General features: G+C 43.8%; 17 protein-coding genes, 1 tRNA gene and 1 pseudogene. 8 read left to right on the top strand and 11 right to left on the bottom strand.

Translation table 11 applies throughout. The features are described 5' to 3' along the window. Window positions 1-153: 153 nt before the first annotated feature. A pseudogene (locus F975_RS02045) lies at window positions 154-755 on the bottom strand (ABC transporter permease). Window positions 756-770: 15 nt separating this feature from the next. Further along, complete coding sequence (locus F975_RS02050; RefSeq protein WP_004749833.1) at window positions 771-1,001, bottom strand: hypothetical protein; 231 nt, start codon at window positions 999-1,001, stop codon at window positions 771-773. 225 nt (window positions 1,002-1,226) lie between these two features. Between F975_RS02050 and F975_RS02055 the strand changes: the two genes are divergently transcribed. Then, the gene (locus tag F975_RS02055; RefSeq protein WP_004749834.1) at window positions 1,227-1,691 is read left to right on the top strand and encodes a hypothetical protein; all 465 of its coding nucleotides are present in this window, start codon (window positions 1,227-1,229) and stop codon (window positions 1,689-1,691) included. Window positions 1,692-1,999: 308 nt separating this feature from the next. Here the strand turns inward: F975_RS02055 and dsdA are convergent, their stop codons facing one another. The 5 genes from dsdA to tpiA form a co-directional block, all read right to left on the bottom strand. Continuing rightward, on the bottom strand, window positions 2,000-3,337 hold the full coding sequence (gene dsdA, locus F975_RS02060) for a D-serine ammonia-lyase (RefSeq protein WP_004749835.1): 1,338 nt from the start codon (window positions 3,335-3,337) through the stop codon (window positions 2,000-2,002). Between the two features lie 18 nt (window positions 3,338-3,355). After that, complete coding sequence (locus F975_RS02065) at window positions 3,356-4,606, bottom strand: NAD(P)/FAD-dependent oxidoreductase (protein ID WP_004749836.1); 1,251 nt, start codon at window positions 4,604-4,606, stop codon at window positions 3,356-3,358. Window positions 4,607-5,137: 531 nt separating this feature from the next. Next, window positions 5,138-5,222, bottom strand: a tRNA-Leu gene (locus F975_RS02070). A gap of 52 nt (window positions 5,223-5,274) precedes the next feature. Further along, complete coding sequence (secG, locus tag F975_RS02075; protein ID WP_004749838.1) at window positions 5,275-5,607, bottom strand: preprotein translocase subunit SecG; 333 nt, start codon at window positions 5,605-5,607, stop codon at window positions 5,275-5,277. Window positions 5,608-5,618: 11 nt separating this feature from the next. Beyond that, window positions 5,619-6,416 carry a triose-phosphate isomerase gene (gene tpiA / locus F975_RS02080; protein WP_004749840.1) on the bottom strand — a complete coding sequence of 266 codons (798 nt, stop codon included), beginning with the start codon at window positions 6,414-6,416 and terminating at the stop codon, window positions 5,619-5,621. A gap of 292 nt (window positions 6,417-6,708) precedes the next feature. Between tpiA and pilB the strand changes: the two genes are divergently transcribed. Genes pilB through coaE form a run of 4 tightly spaced genes read left to right on the top strand, consistent with a single transcriptional unit; the run spans window position 6,709 to window position 11,143 of the window. After that, window positions 6,709-8,415 carry a type IV-A pilus assembly ATPase PilB gene (gene pilB / locus F975_RS02085; RefSeq protein WP_004749841.1) on the top strand — a complete coding sequence of 569 codons (1,707 nt, stop codon included), beginning with the start codon at window positions 6,709-6,711 and terminating at the stop codon, window positions 8,413-8,415. Between the two features lie 31 nt (window positions 8,416-8,446). Beyond that, window positions 8,447-9,673, top strand: a complete 1,227-nt coding sequence (locus F975_RS02090; RefSeq protein ID WP_004749842.1) for a type II secretion system F family protein — start codon at window positions 8,447-8,449, stop codon at window positions 9,671-9,673. Then, a complete protein-coding gene (locus F975_RS02095) occupies window positions 9,673-10,533 on the top strand; it encodes a prepilin peptidase (RefSeq protein ID WP_004749843.1) in 861 nt (286 codons plus the stop codon). The genes F975_RS02090 and F975_RS02095 overlap by 1 nt, the downstream gene beginning before the upstream one ends. A 1-nt stretch (window position 10,534) precedes the next feature. Next, window positions 10,535-11,143, top strand: coding sequence for a dephospho-CoA kinase (gene coaE, locus F975_RS02100; protein ID WP_004749844.1), 609 nt, complete (start codon window positions 10,535-10,537; stop codon window positions 11,141-11,143). Here the strand turns inward: coaE and F975_RS02105 are convergent. The 3 genes from F975_RS02105 to ppnP all read right to left on the bottom strand — a co-directional run bounded on the left by F975_RS02105 (window position 11,135) and on the right by ppnP (window position 13,256). Next, window positions 11,135-12,058, bottom strand: a complete 924-nt coding sequence (locus F975_RS02105; protein WP_004749845.1) for a DMT family transporter — start codon at window positions 12,056-12,058, stop codon at window positions 11,135-11,137. The genes coaE and F975_RS02105 overlap by 9 nt on opposite strands. A gap of 18 nt (window positions 12,059-12,076) precedes the next feature. After that, window positions 12,077-12,826: a 23S rRNA (guanosine(2251)-2'-O)-methyltransferase RlmB gene (rlmB, locus tag F975_RS02110; RefSeq protein WP_004749846.1), complete on the bottom strand. Its 750-nt coding sequence runs from the start codon at window positions 12,824-12,826 to the stop codon at window positions 12,077-12,079. 106 nt (window positions 12,827-12,932) lie between these two features. Then, window positions 12,933-13,256 carry a pyrimidine/purine nucleoside phosphorylase gene (ppnP, locus tag F975_RS02115; RefSeq protein WP_004749847.1) on the bottom strand — a complete coding sequence of 108 codons (324 nt, stop codon included), beginning with the start codon at window positions 13,254-13,256 and terminating at the stop codon, window positions 12,933-12,935. A 590-nt stretch (window positions 13,257-13,846) separates the two neighbouring features. Here ppnP and recN point away from each other — a divergent pair. The 3 genes from recN to ruvX all read left to right on the top strand — a co-directional run bounded on the left by recN (window position 13,847) and on the right by ruvX (window position 16,602). After that, window positions 13,847-15,523 carry a DNA repair protein RecN gene (gene recN, locus F975_RS02120; protein ID WP_004749848.1) on the top strand — a complete coding sequence of 559 codons (1,677 nt, stop codon included), beginning with the start codon at window positions 13,847-13,849 and terminating at the stop codon, window positions 15,521-15,523. Between the two features lie 94 nt (window positions 15,524-15,617). Continuing rightward, window positions 15,618-16,172: a YqgE/AlgH family protein gene (locus F975_RS02125; protein WP_004749849.1), complete on the top strand. Its 555-nt coding sequence runs from the start codon at window positions 15,618-15,620 to the stop codon at window positions 16,170-16,172. After that, the gene (ruvX, locus tag F975_RS02130; protein ID WP_004749850.1) at window positions 16,165-16,602 is read left to right on the top strand and encodes a Holliday junction resolvase RuvX; all 438 of its coding nucleotides are present in this window, start codon (window positions 16,165-16,167) and stop codon (window positions 16,600-16,602) included. Before F975_RS02125 ends, ruvX begins: the two co-directional genes overlap by 8 nt. A 103-nt stretch (window positions 16,603-16,705) precedes the next feature. Here ruvX and F975_RS02135 read toward each other — a convergent pair whose 3' ends face one another. Next, a complete protein-coding gene (locus tag F975_RS02135) occupies window positions 16,706-17,722 on the bottom strand; it encodes an HlyD family secretion protein (RefSeq protein ID WP_004749851.1) in 1,017 nt (338 codons plus the stop codon). Window positions 17,723-17,726: the final 4 nt, after the last annotated feature.

Below are 17,726 nucleotides of genomic sequence, written 5' to 3' on the forward strand. Positions count from 1 at the left end.
TGACAGGCGGCATGGATGCCGCCACGTTGTACTGCGTTATAGGGACATAACGTCAGTACAACAAAGGATTTTTGTTACTTTTCATCCTTGAAAAGTAAAAGAACGCGTATCAATATCAAATTCCTATCCCCTTAATTCAATCCTAAACTCAAACTAAGACAAAAACGTCTTACCCAACGATGCAGGCAAATTCATCTTTAACAACTTCTTATCCCGAGAAATCAGCACCAACACCAAAATAGTTGCTACATACGGCAATGCCGCCAAAAACTCGGTCGGCACATTGATACCTAATGCTTGAGCATGCAGTTGTAAAATAGTCACGCCATCAAACAGATACGCCCCCAGCAACAAACGTGCAGGTTTCCACGCAGCAAATACCACCAGAGTAATCGCAATCCAGCCACGACCTGCCACCATGTTTTCAATCCACACAGGGTATACACGGTCGATAAAAATGCACCGCCAATCCCTGCCATTGCACCAACAAACAACACCGCGCCATAGCGAATCGCCAACACGTGATAACCTATGGCATGTGCACTTTCAGGCGACTCGCCGACCCAAATCGTGCTAAACACACTCAGATCGAACTGCTCTGACAAGGCAAATGTGGCAATTGCACCAACCAGCATCATGCCCTACGCTAAGGTTAATTCCCCCTTTAGCTCGGCTACCAGTTCGCCTAAACCTGCAAAAATAAGGGGGGGCGCAGCAGCAACGGTGGTGGCTAAAATTGCAGTGACTTCTAACATATCCGTATTCTCCTTTTAGTCTTGCGTTGCCAACGCAGCTGCTTTGGTTTTGTTTTTCAAAAAATGGGACTTGTTTTCAATAAAAGCATTAGCTGCCAGTAAAAACATCAGCAATAAGCCTTGGAACACCCCTGCAATCGCCACGGGAAGCTGTAACTGCATTTGTGCTATTTCCCCGCCCAAGCAGACTGAGCCAGTCATCATGACCATTGTCGCAAATATTTTTAACTTCGATGAACTTGGCATTCTTGTATTCTCCCGATTGTTATTTATTGCAAGCTGAACCATTCATGGCATTTGTCTCAGTATTCAAGCAATATCCATTCCATGTTGACTGAGCATCAACATAAATCTGCTTTTTTACTGCCAGATCGCTGCAAAATTAGCGCTTTTCCAGAAAAAATTGTTAGAATAAAGAAAGGATTTCCTTGGATTAGAAAGCCATATTTTTGTTATTTTTTGGGGTTTTAAATGAGTCATGTCCATACACTTAATCCAGTCATCATACAGCAAGCCAAGCAACAGGCACTCAAGCTGTATGAACAGCAGCTTGCCAGCACACCTGAGCAATTTGCACCCGTCAGTGATTATCAGCAGCACTGCATCTTTGCACTGAACATGAAAGATGCCATGGAGCTTTATAATGAAAATAAAGTTTCTCAATTGGGGCTACCACCACTCACTTATGCCGAAACATTATTTGATGTCTTTGTTCGTGACAGTCTAGACGCTATGTTGCTCAATGATGCCAGCGCATTGGCACAGCATTTTATGGGAACCCTTTCTGATACGGTATTTTTCCAGCTTAAGTCTGATACTTTAAACAATATCGATCAGGTGATTGCTGAAGTGAAAACTTTCTCATACTGGTCACCTGTCTGGGTGCTATTAGCAGAACAATGGCATGACACGTTTAATCACAAACTTTCTGTCTAACCACAAAAAAGCTCTTATCACGTATAGATAAGAGCTTTCGGTTTGAACAATGTAAGTAGCTTTAAAGTGTAGGCTTAGAATCATTGTTCTTTCTGCATATGCAACAGAGCATTTCTAAAAAATAATAAAAAAGTTCCCAAAATTTAGAGTTGATTAGACACTCGCCATAAACCCTTTTGCTTTTTCTTGAAATTTTGATCAGAGAAAAAATAGCATGTGATCCATGATAAAAGCATTCTATTGCTTAAATCCAAATTTAGAATGATCACCCCATTATCAAACACTTCTGCATGCGACTACACATAGCATTAAATAGCCGCCAGACCTTGTGCCAAATATTTTTGCATCTCAGTTTCAGGCACCATGCCACCACCCGTTGCCCAGACCAGATGGGTTACCTGCCGTAATTGCGGTTCTGAGAAATGTTGCATTTTCAGATAATCTTTCGCCTGTGAGACCAATACTGCACCGTACATACCTGCTAGAGCAGAAGGTTCAAGCTGAATATTTTCAGCATCACTGAGCCAACGCAGCATGTCATATAAACGCTGATCATTCAGGGTGTAATAACCATCAATCAAACGCTGCATGGCGCGCCCCACAAACCCCGAAGCACGACCAACCGCCAGACCATCTGCGGCAGTTAAATTATCAATGCCCAAATCCTGTACCGAAATCGCATCGTGTAATCCTGTATGCACGCCAAGCAACATGCACGGCGAATGCGTCGGTTCAGCAAAAAAACAGTGCACATGATCGCCAAATGCCAGTTTCAAACCAAATGCCACACCGCCAGGCCCACCACCCACGCCACAAGGCAAATATACAAATAGTGGATGTTCGGCATCCACCACCAGATTTTTTTGCTGGAACTGCTGTTTTAAACGTTCGCCTGCCACCGCATAACCCAAGAATAGCGTGCGCGAGTTTTCATCATCAATAAAAAAGCACTGCGGATCTTGCGCAGCTAAAGCACGTCCCTGTTCAACTGCGACACCATAATCCTGCTCATATTCAACTACAGTTACGCCGTTGGCGCGTAGCTTGTCCTTTTTCCATTGACGGGCATCTGCCGACATGTGCACCGTGACCCGAAAGCCCATTTTTGCACTCATGATGCCAATCGACATTCCCAAGTTACCTGTTGAACCCACCGCAATCGCATACTGACTAAAGAACTGTTTAAACTCAGGCGAATACAACTTGCGATAATCATCTTCAAGATTCAGTAAACCTGCTTCAAGCGCCAGTTTTTCGGCATGCGCCAACACTTCATAAATCCCGCCACGCGCCTTGATCGAACCTGAAATCGGCAAATGGCTGTCCAGTTTTAACCAGAGCTGCCCAAAAATTTCTTGCTGATATTGTTGTTGCAAGCAATGTTGCATTGCAGGAATCGCGACACAGTCCGACTCGATTTTACCTTCAGTCGCTTCAAGTTCTGGAAAAGCCAACATTAAATATGGTGCAAAACGCTGCAAGCGCGCATGTGCCTGTGCGACATCTTCTGCGGTCAAACCGACATCCGCCAGCGCCACATCCAACGTGGTACTGGCTGGGTTAAACCATACTGTTTCCTGTAAATCCTGTAGCTGTTGCAGCAACGGAAATTCAGCAATAAGTTGATCGATTTGAATAGGTTGCATAACAGATTTCGCTCTTGATTAAACTGAAATTCGGTTCGGTGAAAAAATATTTGGATCAGAAATTAACTGGACTTTCCCTGTCATTATTTCTGCCAATAAACGCCCGCTGGCTGCGCCCAAAGTAAAACCCTGATGCCCATGCCCAAAGTTAAACCACAGCCCTTTATGGCGCGGCGCAGCACCAATATACGGCTTCATATCGACGCTGCAAGGACGGCGACCCAGCCATGCAGGTGTTGGCAAAGCTTCCCCCAAGTCCAGCCAGTCACGGGCACGTTGCTGGGTCTTTTCAAGTTGCACAGGCGTTGCAGGCGCAGAAAAACGCGCAAACTCAGCACCTGTAGTCAGACGAGTGCCTTTTTTCATCGGTGCAAGTACATAACCATATTCAGCATCGAGCATCGGGCGGCTCAACTGACTGCCGTGGGTATAATGTTGATGATAACCACGTTTTACAAATAACGGATTGTGATAGCCCAGTTCAGTTATAAATTTCGATGACCATGGGCCAAGCGCCAGCACCACATTCGGTGCAGTTAAAGCCTGCCCATCAGTCTGGACTTGCCATCCATGATCTTGCTGTTGTAATTGCTGAATCTGAGCCTGTACGATCACACCACCAAGCTGCTCAAATAATCGAGCATAGCGCTGTACCAGTTCACTAGGTTCAATCACACTCCACGGCTGCGTCCAGTGAATCCCGCCAATTAAAGGATGATCGGCTTTCAGATTCGGTTCAAGCTGGTTGATTTGACTAGCATTTAAAATCTGACTCGGCACGCCATAACGCTGCTGACGACGCTCGGCATCCTGAATGCCCTCTTGTAATGCCGCTTCACTACGGTAAAGCTGAATCCAGCCATTTTTTAAAATCAGATCTTCAGCCTGTGCCTGAGCAATCAACTGCTGATGCTCCGACAGTGCCACCCGAATCAGCACCGCATAATCCTGCGAGATGGCCTGATGGATTTGCGGACTAGAATTACGCCAGTATTGCAACAGCGGTGCAGCATATTCTGGCAAGGCATTTATATGATAATTCACCGCACTATCCTGTTTTAGCGCGACTTTAAATAAACTTACCCATTCACGCGGAAAAGCATACGGCTCAACCGCTTCTGTTTGAATAATCCCAGCATTGCCATAGGAAGTCTCTGTACCCGGCGCGGACTGGTCAATCACCGTGACAGCATAACCTTGCTGTTGCAAATGGAGAGCAGTGCAGATTCCGACCATGCCTGCACCTAGTACCAAAACTTCTTTCGACATTTTTTATCCTTTTATTTTGGCAATCACAATAATTTCAATTTTGCATCAATCACCCAATCTGCTATCACTGCGATTCTGGCAAGATCCAACTGGGCAAAAAACTGCTCTGGACTTGGTCAAATGTTGCAAAATTGGGTTTATCGATCAAATACACGGTGACACTGATCCAATCATTTAAACTGATAGGCTCTTGTGACAGCTTGCCATAAACCCTTGCCAAGTCGGTAAGTTAAATTCTAGGTCAATTATGATTTTGATCAAGGCATTCATATTCATTGAATGGTAAATGCTTGGCACATCACTGACGATCCAGTTTTTGATTCATTGCAAAATTTAGCAAAAATTAATGCCGAGCTTATAGACGAAAAAACTGTTCGGCACTTCAAAAGAAATTAAATAAAATTAATAATTTCAATAACTTAATAAAAAAACATTATGAGTCTTTATTTTTCTATAGACAACAAAAAAGGCTGAGTCTTATTCAGACTGAGCCTTTTTGTTTGGTAACAACATTTTATTTATCTAAAATGTTGGTGCGGAAGGGGGGACTTGAACCCCCACGCCCGAAAGCACTACCACCTCAAGGTAGCGTGTCTACCAATTCCACCACCACCGCATGTGCGTGCATTCTATTCGCTTCATTCAAAAAAGAAAAGTATTTCTTGGCATTAATTTGCAGTTTTCTGCGTATTTGATGAAGTTTCAGTCGAATTTTTTACAGGTGTTGTTACAGGTGCTGCGGCTGTTCCCAGACTATATGCTTCTGCTGTTTGCTTCTTGGCAAGTACAGCTAAAGTAATACTGGTCACAAAAAATAGCGCCGTTAAAATTGCCGTTAAACGGGTCAGAAAGTTACCTGAACCTGAAGCACCAAACACAGTAGCCGCACCGCCACCACCAAAAGAGGCTCCTGCTTCTGCGCCTTTACCTTGCTGTACCAAGATCAGGACAATCATCATGACAGCCAGTAAAATATGCACAACCAGTATAAATGTATGCATGTTGAATCTCCTTAGGATTGGTTTGCCGCAAATGCTTGAGCAATTTGATAAAAAGACTCTGCATTTAATGAAGCGCCACCCACCAAAGCACCATTAATATCAGGGCATGCTGCAAGCTCTTGAGCATTTTCAGGTTTCACGCTACCACCATACAAAATGGCGACCTGCTGACCTGCTGGACTTAACTGCGCCAGACCTGCACGGATTTTTTCATGCATGGCTTGCGCATCTTGTGCGGAAGCGGTTTTACCTGTCCCAATTGCCCAAATCGGCTCATAAGCAATAATCATCTGGTTTTGCCAATGCTGCTCAGAAATCACAGTGGCAACATCACAGATTTGTTGTAATACCACTTGCTCAGCTACCCCTTGCTCACGCTGTTCAAGGGTTTCACCCACACAGTAAATCACGGTGAGACCTTCTGCCAATGCCTGTGTGATTTTTACTTTCAGCACATCGGGTGTGTCACCTAATAACTCGCGGCGTTCTGAATGTCCGATTAGGACATAACCGATTTGACTATCGGCAAGTAAAGTCGCGCTGATTTCACCTGTAAACGCACCTGTTCCAGCAAAACGTGAAACATCTTGGGCAACAGTATGCACAGTCCGTGGCGCGTTGTCTAATTGCACCTGTACTCGATTTAAGGCAATTGCAGTGGGTGCAACAGCTAAATGGCATTGTTGTTCTAAAATTGGAGATTGCTGTAAATGTTGCTTAAATTGTTCAATCCATTGTTGGGAACTCGCCCAAGCAGGGTTCATTTTCCAGTTACCAATCACCCAAGGCACAATTGTCGAACCCGACATACAAGAAAACCCTTTCACCAAAATGGGCTTATTTTACACAGTTTTTCTCAAATTGACGCTTTTTTTGCTTTTTTATACAATTTAATCTCACAAAGCCATTTTTTCTGTCAAAATAAACAACGCTATATGCTCAGTAAGTTCTATATTTTTTATAATTAGGTTAAATACTCGTAATTCAGTGTTGTAACATACTGTTAGCTTGCATTCTTGCATGGCGCTTTGTGACAACAACCGTATAATTTTTTCAATATCGAGTATTCGCAAGCGATCAATTCATAAGGCAAATACATTTATGGCAGACATCTCTATTACGCCACGTTTATCAGGCTTTGCCCGTCGTTTAGTTGAAGATGGTCATATTTCTGAAGATAAAATGCTACAGGCTGTTGAAGGGGCAAAAACAGCTCGGCAAAACCTTGTACCTTATTTGATTGATCACGTGTATCTTTCCTCGTTAACCATTGCAGAAGCGATTGCAATGGAATTTAATGAACCATTGTTTGATCTCTCTAGTTATGATCCGATACAGCTACCTCGTGATTTGGTTGAAGATAAACATATATTAAAGCACCGAATTGTACCGCTCATGCGACGCGGCAATAACATTTATGTGGCGATTAGCAACCCGACTGATTTAGAAGCGATTGATGCTGTCCGCTTTAACAGCAAGCTCAACCCTGAGATGGTGATTGTTGAACATGATAAATTAGAAAAATTCATTGAACAGCATTTTGCTCAGGAAGATCAATTTAATTTCGGTGACGAAGAGCTGGATATTTCATTGGATGAGTCTTCATCCACAGAATCTTCTGAGGATGAATCTAAAGAAGAGGAAGCTCCAATTGTTAAATACATTAACAAACTCCTTGTCGACGCGATTCGTATGGGTGCATCAGATTTGCACTTTGAACCTTACGAAAAATCTTATCGAGTCCGTTACCGTGTCGATGGTGTATTACGTCAAATTGCCAATCCACCACTACAATTGGCAAACCGTCTTGCCTCTCGCTTAAAAGTCATGTCACAAATGGACATTTCAGAAAAACGTATTCCTCAAGATGGTCGTATTAAACTCAAACTATCAAAAACCAAAGCCATTGATTTTCGTGTCAACTCTTTGCCGACCTTATTTGGTGAAAAAATTGTATTGCGTATTCTTGATCCATCAAGTGCAATGCTAGGGATTGATGCCCTCGGTTATGAAGAAGAGCAAAAAGACCTGTTTTTAGAAGCACTGCACCGACCTCAGGGTATGGTGCTGATTACAGGCCCGACAGGGTCTGGTAAAACCGTATCACTTTATACGGGTCTAAATATTCTCAACACTGAATATTCCAATATTTCTACTGCCGAAGACCCTGTCGAAATTAACCTTGAAGGGATTAATCAGGTCAACGTCAACCAAAAAGTTGGCTTAAGCTTTGCGGCGGCTTTACGTTCCTTCTTGCGCCAAGACCCTGATATTATTATGGTCGGGGAGATCCGTGACCTTGAAACTGCTGAAATTGCAATTAAAGCAGCACAAACAGGTCATATGGTGCTTTCAACCTTACACACCAATAGTGCGCCAGAAACCTTGACTCGGTTACGTAACATGGGTGTGCCATCATTTAATATTGCAACCTCTGTAAATTTAGTGATTGCACAGCGTTTGGCGCGCCGTTTATGCTCGAAATGTAAAATTCCATCAGACATTCCACGAAACAGCCTGCTCGAAATGGGCTTTAGCCATGAAGATTTAGAGAATCCTGACTTTCAGGTTTATCAACCTGTAGGTTGTCCTGAATGTCGTGAAGGTTATAAAGGTCGTGTCGGAATTTATGAAGTGATGAAAATTACACCTGAAATTTCCAAATTGATTATGGAAGATGGCAATGCTTTACAAATTGCGGAAACTTCAAAAAAAATAGGATTCGCAGACCTTCGACGCTCAGGTTTAAAGAAAGTCATGCAAGGGGTGACTTCTTTACAAGAAGTCAATCGTGTTACGAGTGATTAATGCATAGATAGATTAAAAAAAGGATAATACTATGGCGGTAAAAAAAGCTCAGGCGATGCCGATATTTGCCTATGTGGGGGTAGATCGCAAAGGTATTAAAATTAAAGGGGAGCTTTCGGCGCGTAATATGGCTTTAGCCAAAATTATGCTACGAAAACAAGGTATTGATGTTCAATCCATTCGTGAGAAACGCAAAAATATTCTTGAAAATATTTTTAAAAAAAGAGTTTCTACAATCGACATCACCATTTTTACCCGCCAGCTCGCAACTATGATGAAAGCAGGTGTTCCGTTGGTTCAAAGCTTTGAGATTGTCGCTGAAGGACTGGACAACCCTGCCATGCGTGACGTAGTTTTAGGGATTAAAGGTGAAGTAGAAGGCGGTAACACATTTACAGGTGCGCTGCGAAAATACCCACAGTATTTCGATCGTTTATTCTGCTCTCTCGTTGAATCAGGTGAACAATCTGGTGCGCTCGAAATTATGCTGGAACGTGTCGCAACCTATAAAGAAAAAAGTGAAGTTTTAAAGCAAAAAATTAAAAAAGCCATGAAGTATCCAATGACCGTGATCGTGGTAGCAATCATCGTCACCATTATTTTGATGGTCAAAGTCGTTCCCGTTTTCCAAGACCTATTTAGCTCATTTGGTGCGCAGTTACCGGCCTTTACCCAAATGGTCGTAAACATGTCAAAATGGATGCAGAAATACTGGTTTATCTTGATTGTTGGAATTGGCTTAGCTGTGTATGGCTTTCAGGAAACCAAAAAACGCAGTCAAAAATTTAGAGATGGTCTCGACAAACTCGCTTTAAAACTCCCTATTTTTGGAGATTTAGTTTATAAAGCGATTATTGCTCGTTATAGTCGCACGCTTGCAACCACTTTTGCGGCAGGTGTTCCTTTAATTGATGCTTTAGAATCTACGGCTGGTGCAACAAACAACATTGTGTATGAAACAGCAGTCATGAAAATTCGGGGAGATGTCGCAACAGGACAGCAACTACAATTTGCGATGCGTGCTGCCAACATCTTCCCTTCAATGGCCATTCAGATGGTGGCAATTGGTGAAGAATCAGGTTCTCTTGATGCTATGCTCGACAAGGTTGCCAGTTACTATGAAAATGAAGTCGACAATGCTGTGGATGGTTTAACCGCAATGATGGAACCCTTAATTATGGCAGTTCTAGGGGTTCTTGTGGGTGGTCTGGTGATTGCCATGTACCTTCCAATCTTCCAGATGGGTTCTGTGGTCTAATGCTAGAACTCATCAATTATTTTGCACAGAACTCTATAGCACTCTATCTTGCTATCGGTTTAATCAGTTTATGTGTGGGCAGTTTTTTAAATGTTGTCATTTTTCGTACACCCAAAATGATGGAACAGGAGTGGAAGCAGGAGTGTCAACTACTGCTCCACCCTGAACAGCCCATCATTGAACATGCAAAACTGACTTTAAGCAGCCCACCTTCAACTTGCCCGAATTGTTATACAGCCATTCACTGGTATCAGAATATTCCTGTCGTGAGTTGGTTAGCATTGCGTGGGCGCTGTGGCAATTGCCAACATCCCATCAGCAAACGTTATCCATTCGTTGAACTGCTCACCTGCCTTTGTTCTTTGGTTATCATTGCTGTGTTCGGTGCAACATGGCAAATGCTGTGTGGTGTGGTACTGACTTGGGTACTGATTGCCCTCACCTTTATTGACTTTGATACTCAACTGCTACCTGACCGCTTTACCTTGACCTTAGCAGGCGCAGGGTTAGCCATTAACAGCTTTTCAGTTTATACAACACCCACATTATCCATTTGGGGAGCTGTGATTGGTTTCTTATGTCTATGGATTGTCTATATCCTGTTTAAGTTGATTACAGGCAAAGAAGGTATGGGCTACGGAGACTTTAAGCTTCTTGCTGCGCTTGGTGCATGGATGGGCCCCATGATGCTACCGCTGATTATTTTATTGTCGTCTATGGTGGGTGCTGTCATTGGGATCATTTTGCTGAAGATACGTAAAGAAAATCAACCTTTCGCCTTTGGCCCCTATATCGCGATTGCTGGCTGGATTGCTTTTTTATGGGGTAATGACATTATGAAAATCTACTTGGGTCAATAAGATGTATGTGATTGGTCTCACAGGCGGTATTGGTAGTGGCAAAACAGTTGCCAGCGACTGGTTTACTAAACAAGGGATTCAAGTGGTGGATGCCGATGTAGTTGCACGTGAGGTGGTACAGGTTGGACAGCCTGCGCTGCTACACATCCAGCAGCAATTCGGTGACTGGGTCATTCTGGAGAACGGTGAACTGAATCGCCGTGCTTTACGCGAATATATCTTTCAGCATCCTGAAGCCAAAAAGACGCTAGAAAATATTACACATCCCATGATTCGGCAAAGCATCATTCAGCAACTACAAACTGCTGCAAGTCCTTATGTGATTTTAGTATCGCCCCTATTATTCGAAACAGGGCAAACCCATCTGACACAGCGTAATCTACTGATTGACACACCCGAACATTTACAATTACACCGAGCCACTCAGCGCGATCAAATTTCGCATCAGCATATTCAAACCATTATGTCACATCAAATGCCGCGTGAAGAAAAACAACAACGTGCCGATGATATTGTGGTCAATGATGGAGAGCTTGTACATTTATACGCACAGCTCGAACCCTTGCATCAGCAATATTTAAACTATGCAAAAAAAACAGCCTCAATGTGAGGCTGTTTTTTTCTGTGCATTCAATTGCTGTTGCAATGGGTCTTTACGGTTAAACCAGCGCCAAGGCTGTAACGCACCCACACCCATACCAACCAACCCAAAAATCATTGCAGTATTTAAGGGTTCACCCAAAAGTGGCACGGCGACAAGCGCTGCCATAAACGGGGCAAGCGTCACGATACTCCCTGTTTTAAATGCGCCTAAACGCTCAATGGCCGCAACATAGCTCAAGGTTGCAACGATCACAACCAAAATGCCATGAAAGAAGCCTTGAATAGCTAAATGCATCAGGCTGGCTTCCTGAAAATGTTTTGGCAAAAACAGGATATAAATTGGTAAATAAATCAGTGCCGACCAAATTGCCACACCACTCATGGATTGCCAAGCGGATAATTTCCAGTGTTTCAGCAATACGGTAAAAATACCCCACCAAATGGCAGACAGGAAAAATAAGCCATCACCAATATTCAGGGCAACATGCGTCTGCTCATACATCATGACACTCATGACTGAAATTGCACCCAGCATAATGATCAGACTGATCCAGGTATGTTTATCAAAAGGTTGCTTAAATAATAGATAAGCAGCAACTGCGGTACATAATGGAATACAGCCATTGAGGAAAATCGCAGCATGAGCTGCAGGCACATAATGAAACGCCGAATACGACGTCAAACAGTATGCAACCCCACCGAGTAACCCTAAGATAAAGGGCTCTTTTTTCCACAAAAATGCGGTTTCACGGCGCCAGATTAAAATCGGCATTAAAACCGTAAAACCGATGGTAAACCTTAGTGCACAAATATCCCATGCACTGATATGCCAGCCTGCATTGAGTCGGGAAAAGATAGTGAAACCACCCCAAATCAACATGGTAATGGCAACAAATAAATACCCTTGGGTACGTGAAGTCATTATCGGCTCAAAGTTGACTTAAACGAGATTACGCTGACGGCAAGCTTCATAGAGTGCCATACCAGCCGCCACACTGACATTTAAACTTTGTAGATTACCTGCCATTGGAATATAAACCGTTTGATCACACTGGCTTTGGGTAATCGGGCGTAAACCCGTATCTTCTGCCCCCATGACAATCGTTACTGCGCCAGTAAAATCAAATTTTTGAATTGGCAGTGCTTTTTCATCCAGCATGGTGCCAACCACACGCATATGATGCTGGTCTTTGATATGTGCCAAGGTACGTGCCAGATTAGTCACTTGAATAAACGCCACTTTTTCTGCCCCACCTGCAGCAACCTTACGTGCCGTTGGCGTTAAACTTGCAGAACGGTCACGCGGGACAATCACCGCCTGCACGCCCATTGCGGCAGCGGTACGAATACATGCGCCCAAATTATGTGGGTCAGTCACTTGATCGAGTGCTAAAAGCAAGGCATCTGGGTTTTGCTCAAGCAAATCATCAAGGTCTTTTTCATTTAAGGTTGGATGTGGACGTACAGCGGCGACCACGCCTTGGTGAAACGGTAAACCTGCCAGCTTTTCCAAACTGTCACGACTGGCTTTTTGCACACTGATACCAAACGGCTCAGCCAACTGCAAAATACGCTGCAAGCGCTGATCATCACGCCCTTTGAGGGTAAATAAAGTCAGTACCCGTTCTGGCTCAAGTTCCAACAGTGATTCCACTGAATGTACGCCATAATAGTATTCTGGTTTTGCCATGAACGGGTGACCTCAAAAACGATACAAATAAAAAAATAAAATCCTGCAAAGCCAACTTTACAGGATTGATGATGAGCATAGTTTAACGGATTTTACCGTGATTTGCTTAACCTTCTAGGTGGCAAACATAGTCCAGTACATCGTCAGTTTCAATTTTGAATTTGCTGTTGCCTGGCACATAAAATGATTGCCCTGCGCGGAACAGCTCGCTAGTTTCACTGTCTGCAATTTTTACGCGACATTCACCTGAAATAATTTCCATACGTTCAGGAACATGCGTTTCAAATGTAAGTGGCTGTTCTGTTGGTAGAATGACACCAAGTGTTTTTTTAGTGCCATCTTCAAATTGAACCGTATGGCTGATACATAAACCACCAAAATAAACATTTGATTTTTTTACGACCGAAACATGATCATACTGAGCAGACATGCATATTCTCCAAATAATGTGCATTTATTGTAAATAAAGTGGATCTAGTTTAAATAGGGCTGCAGTTTGAATCAATCACCATCTGATTTTAATGTCAATTAACATAGATTTATGTGAAAATTTTTACTCAACATATTGAAAACAAATAAATCATGATGACTAAGTTTTACTGTTTTGACTCCTATCTCAGGGTTATTCCCTGCTGTTCGATCTGAGAAGCACAACTTCACAAGGCTTTCAAAATGAACAGCATTGCTGCACAAAGGCAACCCTCTTGCACACTCTGTCAGAAGCTATCACCTTTTTAATACATTGATAAACAATACCTTAACAATATAGTCCTGATCTCAAACAGAGCATAGGGGTTTCGGCACATCCTATTCTTTCTATACACTTCATCTTGAACTCAGGTTAAATCAGCAAATCCTGTACCAAACTGGCTGTTTTACTGTACGAATTGCAGATTGATATAAAAATCTTGTTTACAGTGCCAAGATGTTTTGTATGATCGTTGTCAAAGATGAAGCCGTTATGACTTAAAACCTCATTTATTTCAAACATCATTTCTCGCAGTCTGGATGCGTCCATATATGTTGACTCACTTAACTCTGATTAACTTTGCTTTGGCTGGTCATTTAGCCTTGGATATTGAAGCAGGCTTTCATGTCCTCACGGGAGAAACGGGTGCGGGTAAATCCCTGCTACTCGATGCACTTTCTGTCTGTCTTGGGGAACGTACAGACAGCCATATGGTACGTTATGGCACAGATAAAGCCGATGTCACTGCCATTTTTAGCTATGCGGAACATTCTGCCGAAGCACAGTGGCTGGCGACACATGAACTGGCTGATGAATCTGGCGAGATTCATCTACGTCGGGTGATCTTTGCCACAGGACGCAGTAAGGCATGGATTAATGGTCGTCCAAGTAGCCTTGCAGAACTTAAAGATCTCGGGCGTTTGCTGGTTCAGCTCTACAGTCAGCATAGTCAGCAACAACTGCTCGAACCGCCTTATCCAAAACAGTGGCTCGACCGTTATAGCAACTTTGCTGAACCTGCCCAAACAGTACGCGACGCCTACAGCGTATGGCAAAAAGCCATTCGTCAGCATGAGCATGCCTTACATGCGCAAGCCACTCGCCTGCAACGCATTGCCACCCTTGAGCTGCAACTTGAAGAACTCGAAGATACCTTGCAGTACAACTATGCTGAAATTGAGCAGGAATTTGATCGACTCAGCCATCATGAACACATCATGCAGGACTGTGCTTATGGTTTAAATGTACTTGATGAAGCTGAGCAAAACCTGACTCAGGAACTGGCAAGTGTAGTACGCCGCTTTGAAAGTCACGTCGGACGCAGTGAGCAACTCTCCAATATTTATACGGCGCTCGTCAACGCACAAAGTGAACTCGAAGATGCCACGGCAAACCTGCGCCAGTTTATTGACCGTCAAAGTTTTGACCCTGAACGCATGGAACAGCTCAATCAGCAGCTTGAGATCTTTCACCGTTTGGCGCGTAAATACCGCACCCAGCCCGATGAGTTACATACTGCATATGCCACATGGCAGCAGGAACTGGAGCAACTACAACAACTGGATGACCCTGAAACCCTTGCCGAACAGGTGAAGCAAACCGAACAGGAATTTATGGCTTTTGCCGAACAACTCGATCAGCAACGTCGTGAGGCCGCAGTACCACTTGCCAAGTTGCTCACTGAGCAAGTCAAACCATTGGCATTACCCGAAGCCTATTTTGAATTTAAGTTTGAACCGCTGGAACAACCCAATGCTGAGGGGCTAAGTTTCATTCAACTGCTATTTACCGCCAACAAAGGCATTCCAGCACAGCCACTGGCTCGTGTGGCCTCAGGTGGTGAATTGTCACGAATTGCCTTGGTCATGCAAGTCATGAACGCTGAAAAAACCGATGCTGAAGTTTTGGTTTTCGATGAGATTGATGTCGGGATCAGCGGTGGTACAGCCGAAATTGTTGGGCGTTTACTTTCAGATCTGGCACAACATGTGCAAATTCTGTGTATTACGCATCAAGCGCAGGTTGCTGCACAGTCCGATCATCATTTACTGGTTCAAAAACAGCAAAGCGACCCTGCCAGCAGCACCATTTTTGCCCTGAACGAAGAGCAGCGTATTCAGGAGCTGGCACGTATGACAGGTGGGGTTGAAATCAATGACACTACTTTGCAACATGCCAAGCAGTTACGCCAATTGAAATTTCAACACACCAAGATCGAAAAATCCTGAGTAAAAAACTATTGGCGAAAGCGATTTACTCTTGTATGTTGATAAAAGGTCTCAATATAACATTGAACAACTAGATTTTAGGAGAACGGCTTAGGTGAGCAAACAATATTTGACGCATCGTTGTCTCATTGCTCCCCCTGATATGGCAGATGATTTTTTTGCCAACACCGTGATTTATTTGGCACGTCACGATGCCGATGGTGCACAGGGAATTATTATTAATCGCCCTGCAGGGATTCAGGTTAAAGAGTTACTCAATGACTTGGAAATTGACGCAGACAATGTACAACCGCACGAAGTGCTACAAGGCGGACCACTACGCCCTGAGGCAGGCTTTGTTTTACATACAGGACAGCCCGTCTGGCATTCGTCAATTGCGGTTGGTGAAAATCTGTGTATTACCACCAGCAAAGATATTTTAGATGCGATTGCTCACAATGAAGGCGTTGGACGTTATCAGATTGCATTGGGCTATGCCAGTTGGACTAAAAACCAGCTTGAAGAAGAAATCGCCCGCGGTGACTGGCTGATGTGCGATGCAGATATGGATCTGATTTTTAACTTGCCGTATCCTGAGCGTTGGGATGCCGCCTATAAAAAAATCGGCATTGATCGTAACTGGCTTGCCTCCGAGATTGGTCATGCCTGAAACAATGCAAACCCTTATGGCATTTGACTTCGGCACACAAAAAATGGGCATTGCCGTGGGTCAGTCGGCCATTCAGAACGTGAATCCCCTCCCTCTTTTTCCCATGAAAGACGGTATTCCCAACTGGGATGAGTTGCTAAAACTGGTCAAGCAATGGCAGCCAGATGTATTTCTGGTGGGACTTCCTTTAAATATGGATGATTCAGAGTCTGATTTGTCCATGCGCGCACGCAAATTTGCCCGCCGCTTGCGCCATCAAACCAACATTACGACATGGATGCTGGATGAACGTTTGACCACACGTGAAGCCCGTGAAGAACTCAGTGCCTTTCAGCGTCAGGGGCGTGCCAAACGCGTGGCTGCTGATAGCCTTGCAGCAGGGTTATTACTGGAAAGCTGGTATCGTGAACCCGAAGGGATCACCCCCTAAAACTCAAAGTTCAAGACATAAAAAAACCTGCAATTTAATGCAGGTTTTTTTATTGGGAAAATAAGACAAAGTCAAAGTTTAGGTGATGTGCCCAAAGACTAGCTTATTTTTTGGCAGGCTTATTCTCTAAAATGTGAATCGTTGCAGTACGCCCCGCTACAAATGCCAATGTATTTTTTGGCTCTTCATCTAAAATGAATTTTACAGGTACACGCTGTGCCAAACGCACCCAAGTAAAGGTTGGGTTTACATTTGCCAGCAAATTCGAACTGGTTGAACGCTCACGATCATCAATCCCTGAAGCGACCCCTTGCACATGTGCTTTAATTTTTTGTGAATCACCCATCAACTGAATTGTGGCATGATCGCCCAAATGAATACGATTGAGTTTAGTTTCTTCAAAATAACCCACCACATACAATTGTTTACGGTCAATCAATGCAGCAACATTGTCACCCACTTTGATATAACTGCCTGCACGTAAACTAAAATTCGACAAGGTTCCATCTGCTGGCGCAACCACTTGAGAGCGGTGCAAATTCAAGGCTGCCAGATTTAATGTACTTTGAGCAACATCAACCGCTGCTTTTTGCTGCTGAATATTGGCTTTAGCTTCTTCAATCGCCGCTTTGAGCTGACCTTCTTCGGCATGCGACTGATCACGGGTCGCGAACATTTGATCCTGTTCCTGTTTGGACACCGCACCATCCATTAAACTGGAATAACGCACCGCATTTTTTTCTGCCAGATGGGTATTGGCTTGTGATTTCACCAAATTTGCATTGGCTTGCAGCAAATTGGCCTGCATTTGTGCCAGACCTGCTTTAGCTTTAGCCAGATCGGCGCGTGCTTGCTCAACATCCAGTTGCTGACGCGCAACGTCAATTTTGAACAAGACCTGACCTTTCTTCACCGTCTGGTTATCTTGTACCAGTACATCCGTCACTAACCCAGAAACATCGGAAGACACCTGAATCACATCACCACGTACACGACCATCACGTGTCCATGGCTCAGCATTGTAGTAATCCCACAAATGCACCGCGGCATAAATTGCGATGAGCAATGTCACCAGTGTCACGATAGGTCGAACGACTTTACGTGCATCAAACGAATTCATAACT

This window comes from Acinetobacter brisouisimilis (assembly GCF_000368265.1).
In the GTDB taxonomy this organism is placed as follows: domain Bacteria; phylum Pseudomonadota; class Gammaproteobacteria; order Pseudomonadales; family Moraxellaceae; genus Acinetobacter.